The sequence below is a fragment of the Cupriavidus cauae genome, assembly GCF_008632125.1.
Lineage (GTDB): Bacteria > Pseudomonadota > Gammaproteobacteria > Burkholderiales > Burkholderiaceae > Cupriavidus > Cupriavidus cauae.
This window is the reverse complement of sequence record NZ_VWRN01000045.1, coordinates 246,851-269,128: the sequence shown is the minus strand read 5'-3', so window position 1 is coordinate 269,128 and position 22,278 is coordinate 246,851. Positions and strand designations below refer to the sequence as shown.

Sequence of the window (22,278 nt, the reverse complement as noted above, 5' to 3'; positions counted from 1 at the left end):
GTGCGCGGTCGCGTACCGGGTTGCGTATCGGGTTGCGAGCCGGGTTGCATGCCGGGCTGCGTGGGAGCAGGCAAGGCGCTCATGCCTCGCGCCTGCGCGCCAGGCTGACGGTGAAGATGCCCCAGCGGTCGATCCGCTGCGTCACCTTGTCGAAGCCGGCGCTGCGCACCAGTTCGTCCATCTCGGCCTGCGAGCGGCGCCGCATCACCCACGCCGCACCGGCGCGGTGGCTGGTCAGCGCGCGGGCGATGAACTCCAGCTGCGGGTGCCACGGCTGGCCCGTGTAGACCAGATAGCCGCCCGGCGGCACCGCGCGCGCCAGGCCGTCGAGCGAGCGGCGGATCATCGCGTTGTCGGGGAACAGCTCGTACAGGCCGGAGACGACCGCCAAGGTCGGCGCCGGCGACAGCGCGGCCAGATCGTCGCCATCGAAGGCGTCGCCCTGCTCGAAGCGGGCCATGCCGCCCAGGCCCTTGGCCGCGATCAGCGCCCTGCCCTGCTCGACGTTCAGCGCGCTGTAGTCGCGCAGCAGGATCGATTCGACCGCGGCACGGTCCAGCTTCTCCAGCGCCTCGAGCACGTAGCGGCCGTGGCCGGCCGCGATATCGACGATCCGTACCGGCATGCCGGCCGCCTGCAGCCGGCGCACGGCCTCGGCAATCAGTTCCTCGGCGTGGACCTTGCGCTGGCGGATGCCGCGCCAGCCGATCGCATCGAGGTATTGGCGGTCGGCCATCCGGCCCAGGGCGCCGCGGCCCGATGGCGTGTTGCGATAGACGTAGTCGAGCGTCGAGCCCGAATCGAAGCCGGTTTCATGGCCGAGGCGCACGCCGTCGGACAGCAGGCCGCCGAGCTTCAGGTTGGCGCGTGCCGCGCGCCAGTACCACGCCGCAAGACCGGTCGGTGCCGAGGCGAGCCGGTCCGATTCCTCGCGGAACGGTCCGATCTGATCGGCATCTAGCAGCGAGCGCGGCGCCGACGGCGTGTCGAACTCGCGCAGGATGAAGCGCCGCGCCGCATCGACCGCACGCTGGCGATCGCGCTCGCCCAGCGTGTCGTGATAGAAGCCATCGAGCACGATGCGCTCCTTGACCCGGCTGCCCAGCCGCTCGTAGAAGCGGTCCTGCGGCCCGCGATGGACCACCCAGTCGGCGCCGGAAATCAGCAGTTGCGTCGGCACGGTAATCGCGGCCGCGTCGGCGACGATCCGCTCGGCGGTGTCGTACAGATCGAGCAGGATATTGACCGCGATCGGCCGCGTGATCAGCGGATCCGTGTCATAGCTGGCGATGCGCTCGGGATCGTGCGTCAGGAACTTCGCCTTGACATAGCTGTTGACGAAGAACTTGCCCCGCAGCCGGTGCATCAGCTTCAGGCCCGGGCGCGCGAATGGCACGTACAGCTTGACCTTGAACGCCGGCGAGGCCAGCACCAGCGCGCGGATCGGCGGCGCGTAGTCGTGGACCCAGGTCGCGGCCAGCACTGCGCCGACGCTCTGCGCCACCACCGCCATCCGCTCCAGCGCGATGCCGTGGTTGGCGGCGATGTGGCCGGTGAAGGTCTGGATATCGCGCACGGAATCTGCCAGGCTCGGGCTGTAGCCGCGCTCGCCCGGCGAGCGGCCATGGCCGCGGGCGTCCCACGCAAAGATGTCGTAGGCCGGCAGGTTCAGTTCGTCGGCAAGGTGGGCGACACGGCCGGAATGCTCGTGCCCGCGATGGAACAGCACCACCGCGCCGCGCGGCTGTCCCTCGAGCGCCGGCCAATGCCGATAGAACAGCGTCTGCCCGTCGTGGGTCTCGAACTGCCGCTCCAGCGGCTGGCGCATCGACAGTCGGTCCATGCCTTACTCCGCGGTCTGGCTCGGCGCTTGAGCCCGCGCCTGGGCCTGCGCTTCGGCGACGCCGCGACGGACCCGGTTGACGATGGTCAATACGGACAGCAGTGACAGCAGCAGCCACAGCCACGGCCCGAGCGTGCCGAACCCCAGCCCGACGCCGGCCCACAGCGCAATCGCGCCGACCACCAGAGCGCGATCGCTCTTGCCGAAGGGCCCGTCGTAGCGGCGGCTTGCGCCGGCCAGCGGACCGATCAGCCCTGCGGCCTCGACGATCACCGCCAGCAGCGCAAAGGGTCCGACCTGGGCCAGGTTGAAGTCGGGCAGCGCGGCCAGCGGCAGGATCAGCGCGACATCGGAGACGATGTCGCCCAGCTCGTTCAGATAGGCGCCCAGCGCGCTCTTCTGGCCGTGCTCGCGCGCCAGCATGCCGTCGATCGCATTGAGCGCCATCCGCGCAAACAGCCACAGCGGGAACAGCAGGAACAGCACGGAGGTTTCAGCCACCAGCGCGCCGATCGCCGCCAGCGCCCCGACGGCCAGAGAACCGGCCGCGGCCACCAGCGTCACCTGATTGGCGGTGGCTCCGCGCTCGGCCAGATCCTGGACCAGCGGGCGAAGCCACGCCTGGAATCTGGGCTTGAGTTCGTAGAGCGTCATTGGCCGGCCTCCCGCAGAGCTTGCGCCGGAAGCGGCATGGCGATGCGCCAGGCTGAACCGGTCCCCGGCGCGCTGTGCGGCCGATGGACCGGGACCCCCTTCCGGATTTATTGGTATTGGTATTGGTATTGGTATCTGGTCTTGGCTCGACGCCGCGCCAGCCCTGGGTTGACGGGGCGTCAAGGCCGAGACATTACCAGAACTGCAGTCGGCGGTGAATTCGACGATGTTTAATTCACCCGCCTCGCCGACATCGCCGCCGGCCTCCCGACCGGATCCTGCCACGGACAATGCTGCCGCCGGCGATATCTACCGATGGGAGATCGGGGCTGGGCGCGATGCTGCGAATCATTGCGAGGCCGCGGCAGGTTCATTGCGGGCGGGATTGCGCAATGTCTTGCAGACAAAGCCATCGGTGCTTGCGCTTCGCCCAATGCAGCAATTGCGGCGCCGGAAAATCCCTGTCCTCGAGGCAACCGGCCGATACGGAAATAGCTGCCTTCAATGCTTCGGCTCGCATCAGCACCACGGATCCGCACCTCGCGCAAAATTCCTGCTCCAGCCATTGTCCCGATGTCCCGGTGCGCCGCCACGTCCTGGTTTCGCCTTTTCGGCTGACGATGGCCGATTCGGCATAGATCGCGCGGTAAGAGAACGCGGAACCGGTGCAGCGCTGGCATTCGAGGCAGCTGCAGGCGTAGACGCGGTGCGGCTCGCCGGCCAGAACGAGTTCGACGCCGCGGCAGGAACATGCCGCGGTGCGCGTGCGGACGTCAGCTTGCATGGGCCAGCTCCGCCGTGCCATGCCGGTAAAGGGAATGGCGCCGGTTCATTAAAATGCGGAAGACGGGCGAGCCCAGCCACCCCGCGCTGCGGAGGGGAAAATACGATGTCATGGAAAGTTCTCCGGCGATCGAATCCTGTCGTATCGACCGCGCCAGTTTTTCGAGATGGGCCCGATTCGATGATATCGATTCGTCCCGGCGCCGGGAAGAACGCACTTCGAAGTAAGTATCCGGTCTGGTGATATCCGGTCCATTGATGACTGGCATGCGGCGATCGCGCACGCCCGAACGCTTCCGGGCGCCGATCCGCAGCTGGAGGCGGTGCGACGGATCGTCGTGGCGGATCAGGTCAGCTTCCTGCGTACGCAGCTGGATAGGCACGGCACGTCAGGCACGGCCTGAGGAGCAAAGGCAAGCACGGTTCGCCCAAACGTGGGCAGCGGCATACTGCCCGGCACATCCCTCGACGCGCAGCGCAATTACCCTCGACTTTCATTGCCGCAGCTTCTACTGTCCAGCAAGACAGGAACGCTGCGTAGCGGCGCATCGGCCTGCCCGAATAACACGAGGGGAATTCGCCATGACGACCTTGCATTCGCGCCGCACGTTTCTCGTCGCCACGCTGGGATCGGCGCTCGCCGCCTGCGGTGGCGACGACGACGATCCCCCGCCCTCCCCGCCATCTCCTCCCGTGCCGGAAGCCCGGATCGCGCAGGCCATCGCCAGCGTCGACAAGCTCGTCACCGACCAGATGTCCCGCACCGGTGTGCCGGGGGTAGCGACGGCGGTGGTCCGCGGCAATCAAGTCGTCTATGCCAAGGGATTCGGCAAGCGCGCCGTCGACGAGGGCGCGGCGGTCGACGCCGATACCGTGTTCCAGCTCGCCTCGATGTCGAAATCGCTCGGCGCCATGGTGGTCGCGCATCAGGTCGGCATCGGACGCCTCCGGTGGGACACCCCCGTGCAATCGCAATTGCCCTGGTTCGCCCTGTCCGATCCCGAGGTCAATCCGGTGCTGACGGTGGCGGACCTGTATTCGCACCGCTCGGGCCTGCCGGACCATGCGGGCGATCGGCTCGAGGACATGGGCTATGACCGTCGCCAGGTACTGGAGCGATTGCGCTTCCTGCCGCTGCATCCGTTTCGCGCCTCGTACCAGTACACCAATTTCGGCCTGACCGCCGCCGCCGAAGCGGTCGCCACCGCGGCGGCGATGGACTGGGCCACGCTGTCGGAGCAGACCCTCTATCGTCCGCTCGGCATGGCGCGCACCAGTTCGCGCCACGCCGACTATCTGGCCCGCGACAATCGCGCGGTCGGCCATGTGCGCGAGAACGGCGCGTGGATACGCGGTCCGGTGCGCGATCCCGATGCGCAATCGCCGGCCGGCGGGGTCAGCGCTTCGGTCAACGACGTGGCGCGCTGGCTCGTCATGATGCTCGGCGAAGGCATGTTCGAAGGCAGGCGCATCGTCGACGCCAGTGCGCTGAAGGAAGCGATCGCGCCGCACAACCAGTCCACGCCGCCGGCCGACGGGCGTCCGGCGGGCTTCTACGGCTATGGCTTCAACGTCGGCACGAATCCTGCCGGCCGCGCGATGTACAACCACTCCGGCGCGTTCGCGCTCGGTGCCGCGACGGCTTTCCTCGCGGTGCCCTCGCTGAATCTGGCGATCGTCACGCTGACCAACGGCTTTCCGATCGGCGTGCCGGAGACGATCAACAACCAGTTCTTCGATCTGGTGGATTACGGCGCGATCCAGCGCGACTGGGCGACCATCATCGAGGAGGCGCTGGCGCCCGTGCTGGCGCCGGAAGGCGGGCTGGTGGGCGCCACGCCGCCGGCCTCGCCGCTGCCGCCGCGAGCGCTGTCGCTCTATGCCGGCGACTATGCCAACGATTACTACGGGCCGATCACGGTACGCGAATCCGCGGGTGCACTGGTGCTGACGATCGGCCCCACGCCGCTGGTGCTGCCGCTGTCGCACTGGGACGGCGACGTCTACACGTTCCGGCTGCGCAACGAGAACGCGACGCCGGGCACGATCTCGCGCGTCTGGTTCGGCAGCGACCGGCTGACGCTGGAGTACTACGACCAGGAGGGGCTGGGGACCTTCATGCGGACGAGCTGAAGCGCGGTCCTGCCCCGGGGCGGGACCGCGCTTCGTTCAGCGGACGACTTCAGGGAACGACTTCACGAGCCGGCTTGGGGACCGACTCGGGAGCGGACTCGGGAGCCGACTCAGCGCCGACTCAGCGCCGACTCAGCACCGACTCAGCGCCGACTCAGGAGACGGCTTCCGGCACGCCTCAAACCTGTCCGACCTGCCCCATCGCCGGATCGCTGACCAGGTCCTTGCCCGTTTCCATCCGCCCGGCAAAGCGGCGGCGGAACGCCGGACTCGCGTCGCAGGTCACGACGAAGTCGTACCAGCAGCCGGCGTCCGCGATCGCCCATTCGAACTCGACGACCTTGCCAGGCGGGACCATGCGCGTCCACGGGCCGTCGCTGCGATACGCCAGCGCTTCGGCCGTGAAGCGAATCGGCCGGCGGCCGTTGTTATGCAGCTTGACCTGCACGGTGGGCCGATCGCACGGGTTGTAGCAGACCTGGATTTCCGGCATGGCCTCGCCCTGCTCCGCCGCATCGCCGACGAAGCTGCGGTGAAAGCCGTTCGGGCCCAGCACCCACAGGTCGTACTTGCCTCCGTCCGCGCCGATATCCCAGACGTCGTCGAGCGTCTTGCCGGCCTCGACGACGATGCGGCGCGGAATGCGGTCCAGATGCAGGCGGTCGTAGACGTGGAAGACAGCGCCGACGCTGCGCGCGCTGGCGTTGGCAAACAGCAGTTGCAGCCGGTTGTTGCGGGCATCGACGCGCGCGCTGGTGTGCAGTTCGTACGGCAGCGCCCGCGAGGGACGCGTGCCCGGGTCCTGCACCGGCAGCGCCGGCGTGGCCGGCACCGGGATCTTCGGCATGGCGTGTTGCGCGGCCGTCAGGCTGGTGGCCTCGGCGCGCGTGGTGCGGCCCGCCAGCTCCGGCAGCGGGTTGGCGTTCGGCGTGGCGAAATTGAATGCGCTGGTCAGGTCCCCGCAGACCGCGCGGCGGTACGGGCTGATCTGCGGCTCCATCACGCCGAAGCGCGCCTCGAGGAAGCGGATCACGGAGGTATGGTCGAACACCTCGGAATTGACCCAGCCGCCGCGGCTCCACGGCGAGACGATCCACATCGGCACGCGCGGACCCGGTCCGTAAGGCCGGCCGTCGCGGGCCGGCTGCTTGGGCGTCGCCGGCTGATAGTCGTGGTATTCGAAGGCCATCTGCGCATCCGACAGCGTCGATTTGCCGGCGACGGTGCCATCCGGATTGCGCGACGGCGCGGTCGGCGGCGGCAGGTGGTCGAAGAAACCGTCGTTCTCGTCGTAGTTGATGATCAGCGCGGTCTTGCTCCATACCTCGGGATCGGAGGTCAGCGCATCGAGAATCGCCTGCACATACCAGCCGCCCTTGGCCGGGCTCGACGGCCCGGGGTGCTCGCTGAATTCGGCCGGCGGGATGATCCACGACACTTCGGGCAGGCGTCCGTTCTGCACGTCGTCGCGCAGCGCCTGCAGGAAGCCGCCGTCGGCCATCGTGTTGCAGAAGCCCTTGGCAAAGGGGCTGTAGCGATCGTCGATCGCCGGATCGTACGGCGGATTGAAGCCCGGCGCGTTGGTGTTCGACACCTGCCGTCCGGCCGGCATCTTCTCCATCTCGGCGCGCCAATGACGGAAGCTCATCATCTGGTTGCAGCCGAAGTTGTCGGGGATGTTCTGGTAGACCTTCCAGCTGACGCCGGCGGCCTGCAGACGGTCCGCATAGGTGTCCCAGGTCCAGCCTTCCGTCGAAGGACCCACGTCGGCGCCGCCGTTGAACTCGTTGACCGTCACCGCGACGTTGTCGCCGGTAGGGCCGTTGGAGCCGGTCCAGTAAAACAGGCGGTTGGCGATGGTGCCGGTATGGATGCCGCAATGGTAGGCATCGCACAGCGTGAAGGCATCGGCCAGCGCGCGCTGGAACGTCACCTCGGCCTCGTCGTAGTAGCCCATCGACAGCGGCTGCTTGGCCACCGGCCAGCGGTCCATGCGGCCATGGTCCCACGCCGCCTGCGAGTCGGCCCAGTTGTGCGGCGTGCCGCCGGCGCGCTGCGCGTTGCCGATCGATTCGTCGAGGTGATAAGGCGTCAGGATGTTGCCGTTGGCATCGGTCTGGTACAGCGCGGTGCGGCCGTTGCGCAATGGAATCGGGAAGCGATCACCGTAGCCGCGCACACCCTTGAACGTGCCGAAATAGCTGTCGAACGAACGGTTCTCGAGCATCACCATCACGACGTGCTTGACGTCCTTGATGGTGCCCGTCGCATTGTGGGCCTCGATCGCCAGCGCGCGCCGGATGCTCGGCGGGAAGCTCGCCAGCACGGCGGCCGCGGCGCCGGTGCCCAGCGATGCCTTCAGGAATTGTCGCTTCGACGGATTGAATGTCATGGCGGATTCTTTTTCGTTGGGGGCGGAGGAGAGTCAGGGCGCGCAGCGGCTCGAGCAGCTGCCGGGCTTGCCGGGCAGCTTGCCGTTCGGGTTGGTGGTGTCGGGTGCGGCCGATGGCGACAGGGTCGCGCCATCGTCGCCGCCGCCGCAGCCGGCCAGCAGCAGCGCGGCCAGGATGGCAGAGGCCGCGAGCGGCAGCGTGGGGCCGCGCCGCCAAAGGGAAGCGAAGGAGGGGAGCATGGCTGGAGTTCCGTGGTGGGGAAAAGGGACAGCGTGATCGTTGGCCTGCATTGTTGGTAGCCCAAATGTCAGTTCCTTGACACATGAGCACAACTACGAATCCTCGTTGCCGATTCCGCTGCCGGCCTCGCGCGACCCTCCGCTTGGCCCGCCGCTTCGCTCCGCGCTTGCCGCGGCGCCACCCTTGCCCTGCCGTCATCGCTCTGTCATCACCTCCCCCCAGAATGCGCTCGTCATTCCAGCAAGGGAGTCGACATGACCCATGCAATAGAAGTGCGCGGCCTGAGCAAGTCGTTCCGAGCCGACCGCAAGGCCCTGGACGACGTCACGCTGCAGGTGGCGCCCGGTGAAATGGTGGCCCTGCTGGGCGCATCTGGCTCCGGCAAGTCCACGCTGCTGCGTCACGTGGCAGGCTTCGTCGCCGCCGACAGCGGCGAGATCGTGGTGCATGGCCGCACCGTGCAGCGCGATGGCCGGCTGGCAGCGGAGGTCCGCAAGGCCCGCGCCGAGATCGGCTTCGTTTTCCAGCAGTTCAATCTGGTCGGGCGGCTGCCGGTGATCACCAACGTGATGATCGGCATGCTGAGCCGCATCCCGAAATGGCGCGGCCTGCTTCGCTATTTCAAGGCCGATGAACTGCGCGCCGGGCTCGATGCGCTTGCGCAAGTTGGTATAGACGACTATGCCTTTCAACGTGCTTCGACGCTGTCGGGCGGCCAGCAGCAGCGCGCGGCCATCGCACGGACGCTGGTGCAGAACGCCCGCGTGATCCTCGCCGACGAGCCGATCGCCTCGCTCGATCCGGAATCGTCGCGCCGCGTGATGTCGCTGCTCACGCAGATCAATCGCACGCACAAGGTCGCCGTGGTGGTGTCGCTGCATCAGGTCGACATCGCCATGCGCTACTGCCCGCGCGTGGTGGCGTTGCGCCATGGCAAGGTCGTCTACGACGGTCCGTCGCATGCGCTGACGCAGCGCATGCTGCGCGATCTCTACGGTACCGAGGCAGACGAGCTGCTGCATGACCTGCTGCCCGACCGGATCGCGATGCCGATCGACGGCTCGCCCGTGCCTGCCACCGTCACGATGGATCTTGCGGCCGCCTGATTGCGGGCTGCCATTCGCGGCCATTGGTAGTCATTCCGGCCCCTTCCGGCTCCTTCCGTCCCTTTCCGCTCCTACTTTCGCATCGGAGTCACCCATGCTTCGCAGAACCTTCCTTGCCCTGATTACCTCCGCGATTGCCGCCGCCCCTGCCCTGGCGCAGGACGCCAGGCCGCTGAGCATCGGCTTCATCTCGACCGAGTCGTCGTCCAACCTGAAGACCGCGTGGCAGCCGCTGATCGACGATCTGAGCAAGGCGCTCGGCGTGCCGGTCAAGCCGTTCTTCGCGTCGGACTATGCCGGCATCATCGAGGGCATGCGCTTCAACAAGGTGCAGATCGCCTGGTTCGGCAACAAGTCGGCGATGGAGGCGGTCGATCGCGCCAACGGCGAGGTGTTTGCCTCGGTGGTCGACAAGGACGGCAATCCCGGCTACTGGTCGCTGCTGATCGTCAGCAAGGACAGCGACCTGAAGTCGGTCGAGGACGTGATCAAGCGCGGCAAGGAGCTGTCCTACGGCGCCGGCGATCCGAATTCGACCTCCGGCACGCTGGTCCCCGGCTACTACCTGTGGGCCGCCAACAAGGTGGAACCGAAGACGCTGTTCAAGGCCGTGCGCATCGGCAACCACGAGGCGAACCTGCTGTCGGTGCTGAACAAGCAGGTCGATGTCGCGGTGAACAATACCGAAAACCTCGGGCGCTATCGCGTCAACACCGGCAAGAATCCCTATGACCAGCTGCGCGTGCTGTGGAAATCGCCGCTGATTCCGGCCGATCCGATGGTGTATCGCAAGGACCTGCCGGCCGACATGAAGCAGAAGATCCAGACCTTCTTCGTCAACTACGGCAAGGGCGCCGACGCCGCGCGCGAGAAGCAGGTGCTCGCCACGCTGACCTACCAGGGCTTCCGCCCCTCCAGCGATGCGCAGCTGGTGCCGATCCGCCAGATCGAGCTGGCCAAGGAGAAGGCTCGCATCGAGTCGGACGGCACGCTGGCCGCGGCCGACAAGGAGAAGCGCCTGGCCGATGTGTCGCGCCGCCTGGCCGAGCTCGACAAGGCCGTCGGCACGCAGTGATTGTGCAGTGACCGTGCAGTGATGGTTCGGTGATTGCGCGGTGACCGTGCAGCAAGCGCGCAATCATCGGGCAATCGTCGCGCAGTCATTGCCGATCGTCGGATATACCGCAGGGCTTGCGACGTGCACGGCCCTGCCCCTTGCCTTCTACGGATTCCCCTCATGACCGCCACCGCCAAGCCCGGCCTGCCTTCACCGCAAGCGAGCGGCCGGCCGCCGCGCACCTCCCTTTACGCGATGCTCGTCTGGGCCATCGTGCTCGCCATGCTGGCCCTGTCCTGGCAAGGCGCCGACATGCGCCCGCTGGATCTGCTGCGCGATTCCGGCAATATGGCGCAGTTCGCCGCCGACTTCTTCCCGCCCGACTTCCGCGACTGGCGCCACTATCTCGACGAGATGCTCGTCACCGTGCAGATCGCCGTCTGGGGCACCGCGCTGGCGGTCGCGGTGGCGGTGCCGCTGGGCCTGCTGTGTTCGACCAATATCGTGCCGGCCTGGGTCTACCAGCCGGCGCGGCGCCTGATGGACGCCTCGCGCGCCATCAACGAGATGGTGTTCGCGATGCTGTTTATCGTGGCCGTCGGCCTCGGTCCGTTCGCCGGCGTGCTGGCCATCTGGATCCACACCACGGGCGTGCTGGCCAAGCTGTTCGCCGAGGCGGTCGAGGCCATCGATCCGCGTCCGGTCGAGGGCGTGCGCGCCACCGGTGCGGGCCGGCTGGAAGAGATCGTCTATGGCGTGATCCCGCAGGTGCTGCCGCTGTGGCTGTCGTTTGCGCTCTACCGCTTCGAGTCCAATGTCCGCTCGGCCTCGGTGGTCGGCATCGTCGGCGCCGGCGGCATCGGCACCGTGCTGTGGGAGATCATCCGCAGCTTCCAGTACGCACAGACCTGCGCGGTGATGCTGCTGATCATCGCCTTCGTGACGGTGATCGACGTGCTGTCCGCGCAGATCCGCAAGGTGCTGGTCTGAGGACGAGTCGCCAAGCCGGCGATCAGGCGCGTCGCAAGGCGGGTACTCAAGCGAGTCGCCCGGCGGGGCGTCAGGTCAGTTCGCCGGCCCGACTGGTGGCCGGCGTCATGCCGATGGCCTTTGCCAACGCCTCGACGGCGGCTTGCAGCGCCCCGCTGTTGTCGATCTCGACAAGTCGGCAACCGGCCGGCACATCGAACGCAGCGGTGGCACGCGCCAGACGCCGTGCGATCGCCTCCTCCGACTCCCGGCCGCGCTGACGCAAGCGTGCGGCCAGCGCGGCCGGCGACACGCGCACATGGAGCGCGCACAGCTTCGGATAGCGCGCCACCGCCTGCGGCAGGTACTCGCGCGAGCCGTTGACCACGACCTTGATGCCGCGCTGGAGCCATTGCTCGATCTCGATGCCGATGCCGTAGTGCAGGCCATGGCTGTGCCAGTGCATCGCCATGCAACCCAGCGCGACGCGGCGCTGGAACTCCTCCGTCGTCAGCGCGACGGAGGCCTCGTTGGCATCCGCGGGACGCGTGATATAGCGGTGCGCCACGACCAGCCGGTCGTCGCCGCCCAGGCGCTCGCGCAGCGCGCGCAGCAGCGAATCCTTCCCGCTGCCAGAAGGCCCCATCAGATAGAACAGGCCAGTGCCGTCAAGGCGATGCGGCGCGCTCATGCCGGCAGGTACGCCGCGCCGGCGCCATCGCGGGTTCGTCCATCGAAGCCATAGTGGCGCGCCGCCACGAAATCGGCCCCGGGCTCGGGCTGCACGAACACGCTGACGCTGTCCACACGGAGCGGCGTGTCGAGCAGCGTGCCGGCCGCCGACGACAGTTGGGCCAACGCCGCGGCCTGCCGCTCGGCGTCCAGCATGCCGGTCAGCGTGATATGGAAGGTGAAGGCGTCGAACAGATAGGGATAGCCCCAGTCGCGCAGCATCTGCCGCTCCAGCGGGGACAACCGCTCCGGCTTGCGCCGCGCGATCTCGTCCGGCGTGGGCGGCGCGCGGAATCGGTCCATGTCCCGCACGCTGGCGTCGGCCAGCTGATGCACGGCGCGTATGGCTTCCGGCTCGTCGGCAAGGCACCACGCCAGGAAGCCGCGCAGCGCGCGCAGCGTCAGCGGAACGTCGAACGGAGTACGAGTGCCGGCAAACTCGCGCATGGCGTCGTCCAGCATCGCGGGCCCGGTCCCTTCGGCGAGGCGGAACGGCGGCTTCAGCGTGGCGTGCAGGCCGTAATGGGCCGGCGCCTCGACCCACTCGGCGGGACGCGCGGCCATCTCGCGCGGCGGCGGCGACGGCTCGCCGGTATCGGCGTCGCGGCCCAGCCAGTGCTGGCCGAAGGTCCGGAACGGCTCGTTGGGAGCCAGGTAAATGGCGTATCGATGCGCCGGCATGTTGGTGTCAGTCGGTCGGTAGGTCGAAGCGGCAGGCTAGCGCGGCAAGGTGACAGGCGGATGTCTAGACCAATCGACAAGCCAGGCCGTCCCGCGCGCCGCGGATCAGTCGTTATCCGATACGGTCAGCTGAACCCAGTCGCCGGCGAACCGCGTGATGCTGTACTGCACCGGCGCGCCGTCGATATCGACGTTCAGCGCCTCGACCTGCAGCACGGGCCTGGTTTTCGGCTGGTTCAGCAGCCGCGCGACCGGCGCGCTGGGCAGCGCCGCCGTGATGCGCGACCACTTGCGAGTGTAGTCGGCGATGCCGCATTGCGCGAGGGCGCGCGAGATCGAGCGCTGGTCGCGCAGTTGATCCTCCAGCTCCGGGAAGCGCTGGTAATCGAAGTAGTGTTCGGCCACGTCGATGGGGCGGCCTTCGGCCTTGCCGACCATCTGCACATGCAGCACCGGCGCCGTGCGCGCGATCCCCAGATGCCGGGCGACCTCGGGCAGGCGGCTGACATGGCTGCCGACGAATTCGACATGGCCGCGTATGCCTTGCGCGGCGAGATTCTGCGAGAAACGGGTACGCCGCGCGATCGCGTAGTCGATCGCATGCTCCTGCACGAAGGTGCCGCGGCCCTGCTCGATCCGCACCAGGCCGCTTTGCTCGAGTTCGCTCATGGCCCGCCGCACGGTATGGCGATTGACGGCGAAGCGCATCGCCAGCTCGGACTCCGGCGGCAGCTGCTCGCCGGGCCCGTACAGCTTCTTGCGGATGTCATCGGCCAGCGCCTCCCCGATCTGGCGCCATACCGCGACGCCCGAGCCCCGTTCGACTTCTCGTTCCGACATCGTCCTGATTCCTCTTGTCATTGCGCGCTGTCATTGCGCGCTGTCATTCAGCAGCCATCGCATCGTGCGATTGTGCCCGAGCCGCATGCACTCGTGCGAGGTGCCCGATCACGATTCGGGCTCGTCATCAAACAGTCATGCCGCCGTGGTCTAGTAGCGCCGTGTTGTTGCAGCTGACATCTAAACGTATAGACGTATAGGGATGACGATGAAAGGCAAGATCGGCGAACACGGCGAGCGCGGCGAACACGGCCAGAGAGGCGGCCAAATCGGTGAAGTCGGCCAAACCGGCGACATCGGCGACAGCGCCGACGCGTCACGGGCCGCATGGCTGCGGATCCTGGCGCTGGCAGATACCGAAACCCTCGATGGCGCCTACCGGCGGCTGGGCCAGCAGGGACCGCTGCCCGCCTACCGCCTGCTGCGCAAGCCGGAGTCCGGCATGGCGATGGTGCGCGGGCGTACCGGCGGCACCGGTGCGCAGTTCAACCTCGGCGAGATGACCGTGACGCGCTGCGCGGTGGTGCTGGAACCGGGCCCGACGCCGACCGAAGAGGCGGCGATCGCCGGCGTGGCCTATGTCATGGGCCGCTGTCCCCGCCATGTCGAACAGGCGGCCGTGCTGGACGCGCTGCTGCAGCGGCCGGAATGGCACGCTCGCGTCCAGCAGATCGTGCTCGAACCGCTGGCGCGCACGCTGGCCGAACGCGACGCGGCGCAGGCGGCCGCAGCCGCGCAGACCCGCGTCGAATTCTTCACGATGGCCCGCGGAGAGGACTGAGATGCCGACCCTGCATTCCATGCCGAGCCAATCCACCGCGTCGCTGCTGCCCGGCTTCGATCATCCCGTCGACGACGCGCAGGTGGTCTTTCGCGCGACGCTGCAGGCGTTCGCCCATCCGGGCCGCATCGAAGCGCTGACGGCGGATTGCGGTGTGCCAGACGGTCTGTCTCCCGCGATGACCGCCCTGCTGCTGACGCTCGCCGATCCCGATACGCCGGTCTGGTTGCCGGCCGACATGGCCGCGTCGGCCGGCGCGTTCCTGCGCTTTCACTGCGGCTGCCCGCTGGTCGACGATGTCGCCGCCGCGCAGTTCGTCTGCGTACCGGCCGGCCATGACATGCCGGCGCTGCGGGGCTGCGCGCAGGGCGATCCTGCCTTTCCCGACCGCTCGGCCACGCTGATCGTCGAGGTCGCTTCGCTCGACGAAGGCAGCATGCTGACGCTGCGCGGCCCCGGCATCGAGACCACGCGCACGCTGCGTGTAGCCGGCCTGCCCGAAGACTTCCGCCGGCAACGGCAGGCCAACCATGCCGGCTTTCCGTTGGGCGTGGACCTGCTGCTGACCGCCGGCGAACGGATCTGCGCGTTGCCGCGCACCACACTGGTGGAGGACTGACATGTACGTCGCAGTCAAGGGCGGAGAACGCGCCATCCTGAATTCGTACCGCATGGTCGACGCGTATCGCCGCGGCGATCCTGCGGTGCCGGAGCTGACGCTGGCCCAGATCCGCGAGCAGATGCCGCTCGCCATCTCCCGCGTGATGGCCGAGGGCTCGCTGTACGATCCGCATCTCGCCGCGCTGGCATTGAAGCAGGCCGCCGGCGACCAAATCGAGGCGGTGTTCCTGCTGCGCGCGTATCGCACCACGCTGGCGCGCTTCGGCTACACGCTGCCGCTCGATACCGGCGCGATGCGGCTGCGCCGGCGAATCTCGTCGACCTTCAAGGACGTGCCGGGCGGACAGGTCCTCGGGCCGACCTACGACTATACGCAGCGCCTGCTGGACTTCTCGCTCGAAGCCGATAGCGCTCCGCAGGCGTGCATCGCCCCGCCGATCACGGACACGGCAGAGGAAGTTCAAACGATGCCGCGCGTAACCGACCTGCTGCAAGCAGACGGCCTGGTCGAGGCCGAGCCCATTCCGCCGGGCGATCCCGCTCCAGCCGACCTGACCCGCGAGCCGCTGACCTTCCCGGCCAGCCGCGCGGCCCGTCTGCAGAACCTGGCGCGGGCCGACGAAGGCTTCCTGCTGTCGATGGGCTATTCGACGCAACGCGGATACGGCAATTCGCATCCGTTTGCCGCCGAGATTCGCTATGGCACCGCGGAGGTCGAGCTGTTCGTCGAGGAACTGGGCTTTGCCGTGACCATCGGCGAGATCGAACTGACCGAATGCCAGATGATCAACGACTTCGCCGGCAACGCCAAGGAAGCGCCCTGCTTTACCCGCGGCTATGGCCTGGTATTCGGCTACAACGAGCGCAAGGCGATGTCGATGGCGCTGGTCGATCGGGCGATGCGCGCCGCGGACCTCGGCGAGGCCGCCGACAACCCCGCCAACGACATCGAATTCATGCTGTACCACAGCGACAACGTCGAGGCCTCGGGCTTCGTCCAGCATCTGAAGCTGCCGCACTACGTGGACTTCCAGACCAATCTCGAACTGCTGCGCCGGCTGCGTGCGCAGCGGCAAGCGGCCGAACCGGCCGCCGATACACGAACGGCAGCCCCTTCCGCCCGCGCCACCGACCGCGACGAGACCGCACCGCAGTGCCAGCCCCAGGAGGAGAGCGTCGCATGACCGCCGCCATCGCCCCGCTCTCCGCGGAAGTCACCACGCGCGACGCGCACTACAACTTCGGCTACCTCGACGAATCGACCAAGCGCATGCTGCGCCGCGCCCTGCTGAAGGCGGTGGCGATTCCCGGCTACCAGGTCCCGTTCGGCAGCCGCGAGATGCCGCTGCCCTATGGCTGGGGCACCGGCGGCATCCAGGTCACCGCCGCCATCATCGGCCGGCAGGATGTGCTCAAGGTCATCGACCAGGGCTCGGACGACACCACCAATGCCATCAACATCCGCCGCTTCTTCGGCCGGGTGACCGGCGTACGCACCACGGAGCGCACCGCCGAGGCCAGCATCATCCAGACCCGCCATCGCGTTCCGGAAACGCCGCTGCGCGAAGGGCAGACCATGGTGTTCCAGGTGCCGATCCCCGAGCCGCTGCGCTGGCTGGAGCCGAGCGAGACCGAGACGCGCACGATGCATGCGCTGGCGGAATACGGTGCCATGCACGTCAAGCTCTACGAAGATATCGCCCGTCACGGCCATATCGCCACGACCTACGACTATCCGGTCATCGTCAACCAGCGCTACATGATGCGGCCCTCGCCGATCCCCAAGTTCGACAACCCCAAGCTGGACCGCAACCCGGCCCTGATGTTGTTCGGTGCCGGCCGCGAGAAGCGCGTGTACGCGGTGCCGCCCTACACCTCGGTCAAGAGCCTGGACTTTGCCGACCATCCCTTCACGGTCGAGAAGTGGTCGAGCTGCTGCGCGCAGTGCGGCGCCACCGACAGCTACCTGGACGAGATCATCACCGACGACGCCGGTACGCGTATGTTCGTCTGCTCGGACACCGAGTACTGCGCCGATCGCCAGGCACAACAGACCATCAAGGCAGCCGAAGCCACCGAGGCCGCCGAGGCCGCCGATCCGGCCGCGGGAGGTGTGCGATGAGCGCGACGCCATTGCTGTCGGTGCGCGGGCTGACGCGCACCTGGGACGGCGTCCATGGCTGTCATGACGTCAGCTTCGATCTGTATCCCGGCGAAGTGCTGTGCATCGTCGGGGAATCCGGCTCGGGCAAGAGCACGCTGCTGCAGGCCCTGTCGATGCAGGCGCCGGCGCAGCGCGGCACCGTCAGCTACGACATGCGCGAGTCCGGCCTGACGGATCTCGCCACGCTGTCGAGCGCACGCCTGCGCCTGCTGGCGCGTACCGACTGGGGCTTCGTGCACCAGCATGCCCGCGACGGCCTGCGCATGCAGGTCAGCGCCGGCGCCAATATCGCCGAGCGGCTGATGGCGGTCGGACAACGCCACTACGGCGAGCTGCGCGAGATCGCGGGCGCCTGGCTGGAAAAGATGGAGATCGATCTGGCGCGGCTGGACGACACGCCCCATGCCTTCTCCGGCGGCATGCAGCAGCGCCTGCAGATCGCACGCAATCTGGTCACGCATCCGCGCCTGGTCTTCATGGACGAGCCCACGGCCTCGCTCGACGTCTCGGTACAGGCGCGCTTGCTCGACCTGCTGCGCCGGCTGGTATCGGACCTCGACCTCGCCGCCATCCTGGTGACCCACGACCTCGCCGTCGCGCGGCTGCTGGCCCACCGCACGCTGGTGATGCAGGGCGGGCGCGTGGTCGAGCAAGGGCTGACCGACCAGATCCTCGACGACCCGCAGCATCCGTATACGCAGCTGCTGGTCTCTTCCATTCTGCAGGGTTGAACCATGAGCCAAGCACAGCAGGCAGAGCATGCACAGACGCTGATCGAGGTCCGCGGCCTCGGCAAGATGTTCACCTTGCACAACCAGGGCGGCATCCGGCTGCCGGTGCTGCAGTCGGTCGATTTCGAGGCGGCGCGCGGCGAATGCCTGGTGCTGTCCGGACGGTCCGGCACCGGCAAGAGCACCTTGCTGCGATGCCTGTACGGCAACTACCTGGCCACCAAAGGCAGTATCCGGTTGCGCGATACCAGCGCGGAAGGCGCACCCTGGGTCGAGCTGACCAACGCGCCGGAGCAACGTGTGCTGAGGCTGCGCCGCGACGTGATCGGCTACGTCAGCCAGTTCCTGCGCGCGATTCCGCGTGTCGGCGCGCTCGACGTCGTGGCCGAGCCGCTGCAGCAGCGCGGCGTCGACCGCAACGTGGCCCGCGCGCGCGCCGCGGCGCTGCTGGAACGCCTGAACCTGCCGCGCCGACTGTGGGAGCTGCCGCCGGCGACCTTCTCCGGCGGCGAACAGCAGCGCGTCAATATCGCGCGCGGCCTGATCGGCGGCCACCCGATCCTGCTGCTCGACGAGCCCACCGCCTCCCTTGATGCCGACAACCGCGCCGTCGTCATCGCGCTGATCCGCGAGGCGCTTGCCGAGGGCCGCTGCCTGATCGGCATCTTCCACGACGAAGCGGTCCGCGATGCGGTCGCCACGCGCCTGCTGCCGTTGCAGCCGGCCACCGCGATCGCGTGATTCGCGGCCACCAACCCTATCCGCACCCTAGCCGAACCAACACGGAGCCGGACATGTCCGCCACTTACCTGACGCACGTCACCCTGGTGCTGCCCGACCGCGTGCTGCAAGACAGCGCGCTGCTGATCGAAGACGGGCGTATCGCCGCCATCGAACCCGACCCGGCCACGGTGCCGGCGCTGGCCAACGTGATGGCGCTGCCCGGACACACGGTGATGCCCGGCCTGATCGACGTCCATTGCGACGCGATCGAGAAGGAAGTGGAACCGCGCGCCAACGTGCTGTTCCCGATGGACTTCGCCGTGGCACAGGTGGACCGGCGCAATGCGGCGGCCGGCATCACCACGCCCTACCATGCGCTGTCCTTCGCCAACAATCAGTTCGGCGTGCGCAACAACGACACCGCCGCCGCGCTGGTGCGCACGGTGGCGGCGTATCGCGACCACAGCCTGGTCGACAACCGCATCCACTGCCGCTATGAGGTCACCGATCCGGCCGCGGTGCCGGTGCTCGAGATGCTGATGCTGGAGGGCGTCGTCGACCTGCTGTCGGTGATGGACCATTCGCCGGGACAAGGCCAGTTCAAGACCCTCGACGCGTACCTCGCCTACATGGTCGGCAACCATGGCATGAGCCGCGAGGAAGCGGCGGACGCCGCGGCGAAGAAGGCCGAGCAGCGCGACGGTGCGCACGACCGGGTGCGCCGGCTGCTGTCCCGCGCGCATGAACTCGGCGTGCCGACGGCCAGCCACGACGACGATTCGCCGCAGCGGATCGCGGCGATGCAGGCCCTCGGCGTGCGGATGAGCGAGTTTCCAATCAACCTCGACACCGCACAGGCGGCCGCCGCACAGGCCTTGCCGACGATCTTCGGTGCGCCCAACGTGCTGCGTGGCCGCAGCCAGAGCGGCTCGATGCGCGCGATCGATGCGATCCAGGCCGGCGTCGGCCATATCCTGTGTTCCGACTACCAGCCGTCGACGCTGATCGCCGCCGCGTTTGCCGCGGCTCGCCTGGCCGAGTTGCCGCTGAACGAGGCGGCTGCGCTGGTCACCGCCAATCCCGCGGACGCGTGCCTGTTGCACGATCGGGGCCGCCTGGCGCCGGGCTTGCGTGCGGACGTGACTGCAGTGGCCCATGTAGCCGGGCAGCCGATGATCACGCATACGTGGTCGGCAGGCCGGCTGGTGTTCGCGGCTGGGTATCGGGCATTGCCCGGCAGCGCCGGGCGGCCAGCGATGCGAGAGAAGGTGTTCGAAGCGGTGTGATTGGAGGCCGCGCCCGCACGCTGGCTCGCGGCTGACGGTGGCTGGCTGCCGGCTGCTGGCTGCTGGCGGTCGGCGGTCGGCGGTCGGCAGTCGGCGGTCGGCGGTCGGCGGTCGGCGGTCGGCGGTCGGCGGTCGGCGGTCGGCGGTCGGCGGCGACGTCAGTGTGCGGGGCAGTCCGTCACCGCACGAATGAAGTCCACCACCGTGGCGTGTCCGGACGCCAGGCAGGCCGCGCCAACCACCGGCTCCCAGAACGCCTCGGAGCCGTGGGCCATCCGCCATTGATGCAGCCGCCGGCTCAGCAGCTGCAGATCGTATTCCTCGGTGATGCCGATCGCGCCGTGCAAGGCGTGCGCGGCGGCGGCGATGCTCGCGGCGGCCTCGCTGGTGCGAGCCTTCGCCACGGCCGCGGCAACGCGGTCGGGCTGGTCGCCATCGCCGGCAAAGGCGATCTGCGCGGCGATATGGCTGGCAGCCACCAGTTCGGCCATCACGCTGAGCTGGTGCTGCACCGCCTGGAATTTGCCGATCGCGCGGCCGAACTGCGTGCGGTCATTGCAGTATTGCAGCGTGAGATCGAACACCCGACGCGCGGCGCCGGCGATCAGCGCGGCATGCAGCGCCGCGCCCCATGCCCCGACGTCGGCACCGGAGGCCGGCACGGGCTCGGGCACCGACTGCGCCGGCCAGCGCAGCGTCGCGGCCTGGTCGCGGTGCACGCCGGTGGCAATACGGCTCGCCGCGCCGGCATCGAGCAGCAACAGCCCGTCGTCGAGGCCCAGCACCACGTGGTCGGCGATCGCACCGTACGGCGTGATCGGGCACACCAACCCGCCATCGGCTTCGCGTGCGCCGGCCTGTGCCAGCGTGATCATTCCCGGCGGGACCGTCAGCCCGGCTCGGCGCAACAGCCCCCGCGCAGCCACCGACTGCGCCAGCGGCACCGGCAGCGGATGGCGCCCCATGGCAATCAGCACGGGCGCGAGCTCGGACAGTGCCAGGCCGGCGCCGCCGTCCTGCTCGGGCATGAGCAGCTCCACGAATCCGGCATCCGCGATGGCGTCCCATAGCCCCCGCGGGCTGCCGCCGTCCTCGATGGCCCGCACCGCGGCGCTCGTGCAGGCATCCTGCAGAATCGATTCGATCGCTTCGACGAACATGGTGGTCTCTCCTCGCGCCTGGCGTCCTCGCGCCCTGACGCGTCAATGCCCTAGCGCTCTAACGCCCTAACGCTCCAACGCCCTAACGCCCTAACGCCCTAACGCCCTAGCGTAGTCCCAGGCTGCGGGCAATCATCCCGCGCAGGATTTCCCGCGTGCCGCCGCGCAGCGAGAACGTCGGCGAGATCTGGCTCAGATAGCTCACGGTGCGATACAACTCCGCGTCGGCAAGGGTGCGCGTATCGCCGGCGATGACGGCCTCGAACGCGGCCGGAATCTGCTGCTCCAGCGTCGTGCCCAGGTCCTTGACCAACGCGGCCTCCGCCACGGGGCTTTCGCCGGCCGCCAGCCGCGCGGTCACCGCGATCGACATCTGCCGCAGCGTGGCCAGCTGCGAGCAGAAGCGGCCCAGCAGCGCCTGCTGTTCCGGCGTGGCGCCATCGCGGCGAAGGCGCGCCGCCCACAGGTCCAGCAGCACCACGCTCGAGTAGATCCGTTCCGGACCGCTGCGCTCGAAGGCGAGTTCGGCATTGACCTGTTCCCAGCCGCTGCCCTCGTTGCCGATCAGCGCATCGTCGTCCAGCGGCACGTTGTCGAATACGACCTCGGCGAAATGCGCGTCGCCGGTCAGGTCCTCGATCGGCCGCACGGTGACGCCGGGCAACGACAGGTCGACGATGAACTGCGACAGCCCTTTCTGCTTGTCCTCCAGCACGCCGGAGGTGCGCACCAGCGCGATCATGTACTGGCAGTGCGGGGCATTGGTGGTCCAGATCTTCTGGCCGTTCAGCGTCCAGCCCCCGGCCGTGCGGGTCGCGCGGCTGCGCACGCTGGCCAGATCGGACCCCGAGTTGGGCTCGCTCATGCCGATGCAGAAGAAGCTCTCGCCGCGGCAGATGGCCGGCAGATGGCGGCGCTTCTGCGCCTCGGTGCCGTAGCGAAGAATCAGCGGACCGCTCTGGCGATCGGCGATCCAGTGGGCCGCGACCGGGGCGCCGGCGGCCAGCAACTCCTCCACCAGCACGAAACGGCGAAACGGATCGAGTCCCGCGCCGCCGTACTCCGGCGGCAGCGTGATGCCGACCCAGCCGCGTGCCGCCAGCCGGCGACTGAAGGCCGCGTCGAACCCCATCCACGACCGCGCGCGACGATCGGCGGGCGCATCGGGCAGCTGTTCGGCGAGAAAGCGTTTGACTTCGGTGCGGAAGGCCTCCGCCTCGGGCGGCAGGCTCGCACGAACGAAGTTATCGAGAAGGCTGGACACTGCGTCTGGCTCCGATGCGTTCCATGTTTGGCAGCTTCATGGTGGTTTCCAGGCCTCACACGTCCGATGCCGTGAGGGGCGTGAGGGGCGTGATTGGCGTGATTGGCGTGATCGGCT

Annotated in this window: 22 protein-coding genes; 11 read left to right on the top strand and 11 right to left on the bottom strand. The window is 68.3% G+C overall.

Annotated features, from left to right (window positions below; all coding sequences use genetic code 11):
• Nucleotides 1–79: 79 nt before the first annotated feature.
• From F1599_RS17325 to F1599_RS17310, 4 genes are all read right to left on the bottom strand, one after another.
• Entirely contained in the window at nucleotides 80–1,843 is a 1,764-nt protein-coding gene (locus F1599_RS17325) for a bifunctional alpha/beta hydrolase/class I SAM-dependent methyltransferase (protein ID WP_150083896.1), read from the bottom strand.
• Nucleotides 1,844–1,846: 3 nt separating this feature from the next.
• Nucleotides 1,847–2,497 (bottom strand): CDP-alcohol phosphatidyltransferase family protein, encoded by a 651-nt coding sequence (locus F1599_RS17320; RefSeq protein ID WP_149315988.1) that lies wholly within the window; start codon nucleotides 2,495–2,497, stop codon nucleotides 1,847–1,849.
• 370 nt (nucleotides 2,498–2,867) lie between these two features.
• The gene (locus F1599_RS17315) at nucleotides 2,868–3,281 is read right to left on the bottom strand and encodes a GFA family protein (protein WP_150083895.1); all 414 of its coding nucleotides are present in this window, start codon (nucleotides 3,279–3,281) and stop codon (nucleotides 2,868–2,870) included.
• Nucleotides 3,271–3,663, bottom strand: coding sequence for a hypothetical protein (locus F1599_RS17310; RefSeq protein ID WP_150083894.1), 393 nt, complete (start codon nucleotides 3,661–3,663; stop codon nucleotides 3,271–3,273). Before F1599_RS17310 ends, F1599_RS17315 begins: the two co-directional genes overlap by 11 nt.
• 199 nt (nucleotides 3,664–3,862) lie before the next feature.
• Here F1599_RS17310 and F1599_RS17305 point away from each other — a divergent pair, with 199 nt between their 5' ends.
• Nucleotides 3,863–5,413 carry a serine hydrolase gene (locus tag F1599_RS17305; protein ID WP_150083893.1) on the top strand — a complete coding sequence of 517 codons (1,551 nt, stop codon included), beginning with the start codon at nucleotides 3,863–3,865 and terminating at the stop codon, nucleotides 5,411–5,413.
• A 178-nt stretch (nucleotides 5,414–5,591) separates the two neighbouring features.
• Here the strand turns inward: F1599_RS17305 and F1599_RS17300 are convergent, their stop codons facing one another.
• Both F1599_RS17300 and F1599_RS17295 read right to left on the bottom strand, forming a co-directional pair.
• On the bottom strand, nucleotides 5,592–7,805 hold the full coding sequence (locus tag F1599_RS17300) for a phosphocholine-specific phospholipase C (protein WP_150083892.1): 2,214 nt from the start codon (nucleotides 7,803–7,805) through the stop codon (nucleotides 5,592–5,594).
• Nucleotides 7,806–7,838: 33 nt separating this feature from the next.
• A complete protein-coding gene (locus tag F1599_RS17295) occupies nucleotides 7,839–8,045 on the bottom strand; it encodes a hypothetical protein (RefSeq protein ID WP_149315993.1) in 207 nt (68 codons plus the stop codon).
• Between the two features lie 255 nt (nucleotides 8,046–8,300).
• On the opposite strand from F1599_RS17295, the gene phnC reads away from it, so the two are divergent.
• The 3 genes from phnC to phnE all read left to right on the top strand — a co-directional run bounded on the left by phnC (nucleotide 8,301) and on the right by phnE (nucleotide 11,199).
• Nucleotides 8,301–9,152 (top strand): phosphonate ABC transporter ATP-binding protein, encoded by an 852-nt coding sequence (gene phnC / locus F1599_RS17290; RefSeq protein WP_149315994.1) that lies wholly within the window; start codon nucleotides 8,301–8,303, stop codon nucleotides 9,150–9,152.
• 94 nt (nucleotides 9,153–9,246) lie between these two features.
• On the top strand, nucleotides 9,247–10,227 hold the full coding sequence (gene phnD / locus F1599_RS17285; protein ID WP_150083891.1) for a phosphonate ABC transporter substrate-binding protein: 981 nt from the start codon (nucleotides 9,247–9,249) through the stop codon (nucleotides 10,225–10,227).
• A gap of 162 nt (nucleotides 10,228–10,389) precedes the next feature.
• Nucleotides 10,390–11,199 (top strand): phosphonate ABC transporter, permease protein PhnE, encoded by an 810-nt coding sequence (gene phnE / locus F1599_RS17280; RefSeq protein ID WP_150083890.1) that lies wholly within the window; start codon nucleotides 10,390–10,392, stop codon nucleotides 11,197–11,199.
• A gap of 70 nt (nucleotides 11,200–11,269) precedes the next feature.
• Here the strand turns inward: phnE and phnN are convergent, their stop codons facing one another.
• The 3 genes from phnN to phnF form a co-directional block, all read right to left on the bottom strand.
• The gene (gene phnN, locus F1599_RS17275) at nucleotides 11,270–11,869 is read right to left on the bottom strand and encodes a phosphonate metabolism protein/1,5-bisphosphokinase (PRPP-forming) PhnN (RefSeq protein WP_150083889.1); all 600 of its coding nucleotides are present in this window, start codon (nucleotides 11,867–11,869) and stop codon (nucleotides 11,270–11,272) included.
• Nucleotides 11,866–12,591, bottom strand: coding sequence for a DUF1045 domain-containing protein (locus F1599_RS17270; RefSeq protein WP_149315998.1), 726 nt, complete (start codon nucleotides 12,589–12,591; stop codon nucleotides 11,866–11,868). The genes phnN and F1599_RS17270 overlap by 4 nt, the downstream gene beginning before the upstream one ends.
• 105 nt (nucleotides 12,592–12,696) lie before the next feature.
• Complete coding sequence (gene phnF / locus F1599_RS17265) at nucleotides 12,697–13,431, bottom strand: phosphonate metabolism transcriptional regulator PhnF (RefSeq protein ID WP_150083888.1); 735 nt, start codon at nucleotides 13,429–13,431, stop codon at nucleotides 12,697–12,699.
• 208 nt (nucleotides 13,432–13,639) lie between these two features.
• Here phnF and phnG point away from each other — a divergent pair, with 208 nt between their 5' ends.
• Genes phnG through F1599_RS17230 form a run of 7 tightly spaced genes read left to right on the top strand, consistent with a single transcriptional unit; the run spans nucleotide 13,640 to nucleotide 19,737 of the window.
• Nucleotides 13,640–14,212 carry a phosphonate C-P lyase system protein PhnG gene (gene phnG / locus F1599_RS17260; protein ID WP_150083887.1) on the top strand — a complete coding sequence of 191 codons (573 nt, stop codon included), beginning with the start codon at nucleotides 13,640–13,642 and terminating at the stop codon, nucleotides 14,210–14,212.
• 1 nt (nucleotide 14,213) lies between these two features.
• Nucleotides 14,214–14,831 (top strand): phosphonate C-P lyase system protein PhnH, encoded by a 618-nt coding sequence (gene phnH, locus F1599_RS17255; protein ID WP_150083886.1) that lies wholly within the window; start codon nucleotides 14,214–14,216, stop codon nucleotides 14,829–14,831.
• Between the two features lies 1 nt (nucleotide 14,832).
• The gene (locus F1599_RS17250; protein ID WP_150083885.1) at nucleotides 14,833–16,017 is read left to right on the top strand and encodes a carbon-phosphorus lyase complex subunit PhnI; all 1,185 of its coding nucleotides are present in this window, start codon (nucleotides 14,833–14,835) and stop codon (nucleotides 16,015–16,017) included.
• Nucleotides 16,014–16,955, top strand: coding sequence for an alpha-D-ribose 1-methylphosphonate 5-phosphate C-P-lyase PhnJ (locus F1599_RS17245; RefSeq protein WP_150083884.1), 942 nt, complete (start codon nucleotides 16,014–16,016; stop codon nucleotides 16,953–16,955). Before F1599_RS17250 ends, F1599_RS17245 begins: the two co-directional genes overlap by 4 nt.
• Nucleotides 16,952–17,728: a phosphonate C-P lyase system protein PhnK gene (phnK, locus tag F1599_RS17240; protein ID WP_150083883.1), complete on the top strand. Its 777-nt coding sequence runs from the start codon at nucleotides 16,952–16,954 to the stop codon at nucleotides 17,726–17,728. The genes F1599_RS17245 and phnK overlap by 4 nt, the downstream gene beginning before the upstream one ends.
• 3 nt (nucleotides 17,729–17,731) lie before the next feature.
• Nucleotides 17,732–18,469 (top strand): phosphonate C-P lyase system protein PhnL, encoded by a 738-nt coding sequence (gene phnL / locus F1599_RS17235; protein WP_150083882.1) that lies wholly within the window; start codon nucleotides 17,732–17,734, stop codon nucleotides 18,467–18,469.
• A gap of 53 nt (nucleotides 18,470–18,522) precedes the next feature.
• Nucleotides 18,523–19,737: an alpha-D-ribose 1-methylphosphonate 5-triphosphate diphosphatase gene (locus tag F1599_RS17230; protein WP_150083881.1), complete on the top strand. Its 1,215-nt coding sequence runs from the start codon at nucleotides 18,523–18,525 to the stop codon at nucleotides 19,735–19,737.
• 158 nt (nucleotides 19,738–19,895) lie between these two features.
• Here F1599_RS17230 and F1599_RS17225 read toward each other — a convergent pair whose 3' ends face one another.
• Entirely contained in the window at nucleotides 19,896–20,897 is a 1,002-nt protein-coding gene (locus F1599_RS17225) for an acyl-CoA dehydrogenase (protein ID WP_150083880.1), read from the bottom strand.
• 106 nt (nucleotides 20,898–21,003) lie between these two features.
• Nucleotides 21,004–22,161: an acyl-CoA dehydrogenase family protein gene (locus F1599_RS17220; protein WP_150083879.1), complete on the bottom strand. Its 1,158-nt coding sequence runs from the start codon at nucleotides 22,159–22,161 to the stop codon at nucleotides 21,004–21,006.
• Between the last annotated feature and the right edge of the window lie 117 nt (nucleotides 22,162–22,278).

Coding starts and splice junctions, on each gene's coding strand:
- phnF (WP_150083888.1), bottom strand. CDS start 13,431: ATGTCGGAACGAGAAGTCGAACGGGGCTCGGGCGTCGCGGTATGGCGC.
- phnG (WP_150083887.1), top strand. CDS start 13,640: ATGAAAGGCAAGATCGGCGAACACGGCGAGCGCGGCGAACACGGCCAG.
- F1599_RS17245 (WP_150083884.1), top strand. CDS start 16,014: ATGACCGCCGCCATCGCCCCGCTCTCCGCGGAAGTCACCACGCGCGAC.
- F1599_RS17305 (WP_150083893.1), top strand. CDS start 3,863: ATGACGACCTTGCATTCGCGCCGCACGTTTCTCGTCGCCACGCTGGGA.
- F1599_RS17320 (WP_149315988.1), bottom strand. CDS start 2,497: ATGACGCTCTACGAACTCAAGCCCAGATTCCAGGCGTGGCTTCGCCCG.
- phnH (WP_150083886.1), top strand. CDS start 14,214: ATGCCGACCCTGCATTCCATGCCGAGCCAATCCACCGCGTCGCTGCTG.
- F1599_RS17230 (WP_150083881.1), top strand. CDS start 18,523: ATGTCCGCCACTTACCTGACGCACGTCACCCTGGTGCTGCCCGACCGC.
- F1599_RS17295 (WP_149315993.1), bottom strand. CDS start 8,045: ATGCTCCCCTCCTTCGCTTCCCTTTGGCGGCGCGGCCCCACGCTGCCG.
- phnK (WP_150083883.1), top strand. CDS start 16,952: ATGAGCGCGACGCCATTGCTGTCGGTGCGCGGGCTGACGCGCACCTGG.
- F1599_RS17325 (WP_150083896.1), bottom strand. CDS start 1,843: ATGGACCGACTGTCGATGCGCCAGCCGCTGGAGCGGCAGTTCGAGACC.
- phnE (WP_150083890.1), top strand. CDS start 10,390: ATGACCGCCACCGCCAAGCCCGGCCTGCCTTCACCGCAAGCGAGCGGC.
- phnN (WP_150083889.1), bottom strand. CDS start 11,869: ATGAGCGCGCCGCATCGCCTTGACGGCACTGGCCTGTTCTATCTGATG.
- phnD (WP_150083891.1), top strand. CDS start 9,247: ATGCTTCGCAGAACCTTCCTTGCCCTGATTACCTCCGCGATTGCCGCC.
- phnL (WP_150083882.1), top strand. CDS start 17,732: ATGAGCCAAGCACAGCAGGCAGAGCATGCACAGACGCTGATCGAGGTC.
- F1599_RS17250 (WP_150083885.1), top strand. CDS start 14,833: ATGTACGTCGCAGTCAAGGGCGGAGAACGCGCCATCCTGAATTCGTAC.
- F1599_RS17315 (WP_150083895.1), bottom strand. CDS start 3,281: ATGCAAGCTGACGTCCGCACGCGCACCGCGGCATGTTCCTGCCGCGGC.
- F1599_RS17300 (WP_150083892.1), bottom strand. CDS start 7,805: ATGACATTCAATCCGTCGAAGCGACAATTCCTGAAGGCATCGCTGGGC.
- phnC (WP_149315994.1), top strand. CDS start 8,301: ATGACCCATGCAATAGAAGTGCGCGGCCTGAGCAAGTCGTTCCGAGCC.
- F1599_RS17225 (WP_150083880.1), bottom strand. CDS start 20,897: ATGTTCGTCGAAGCGATCGAATCGATTCTGCAGGATGCCTGCACGAGC.
- F1599_RS17270 (WP_149315998.1), bottom strand. CDS start 12,591: ATGCCGGCGCATCGATACGCCATTTACCTGGCTCCCAACGAGCCGTTC.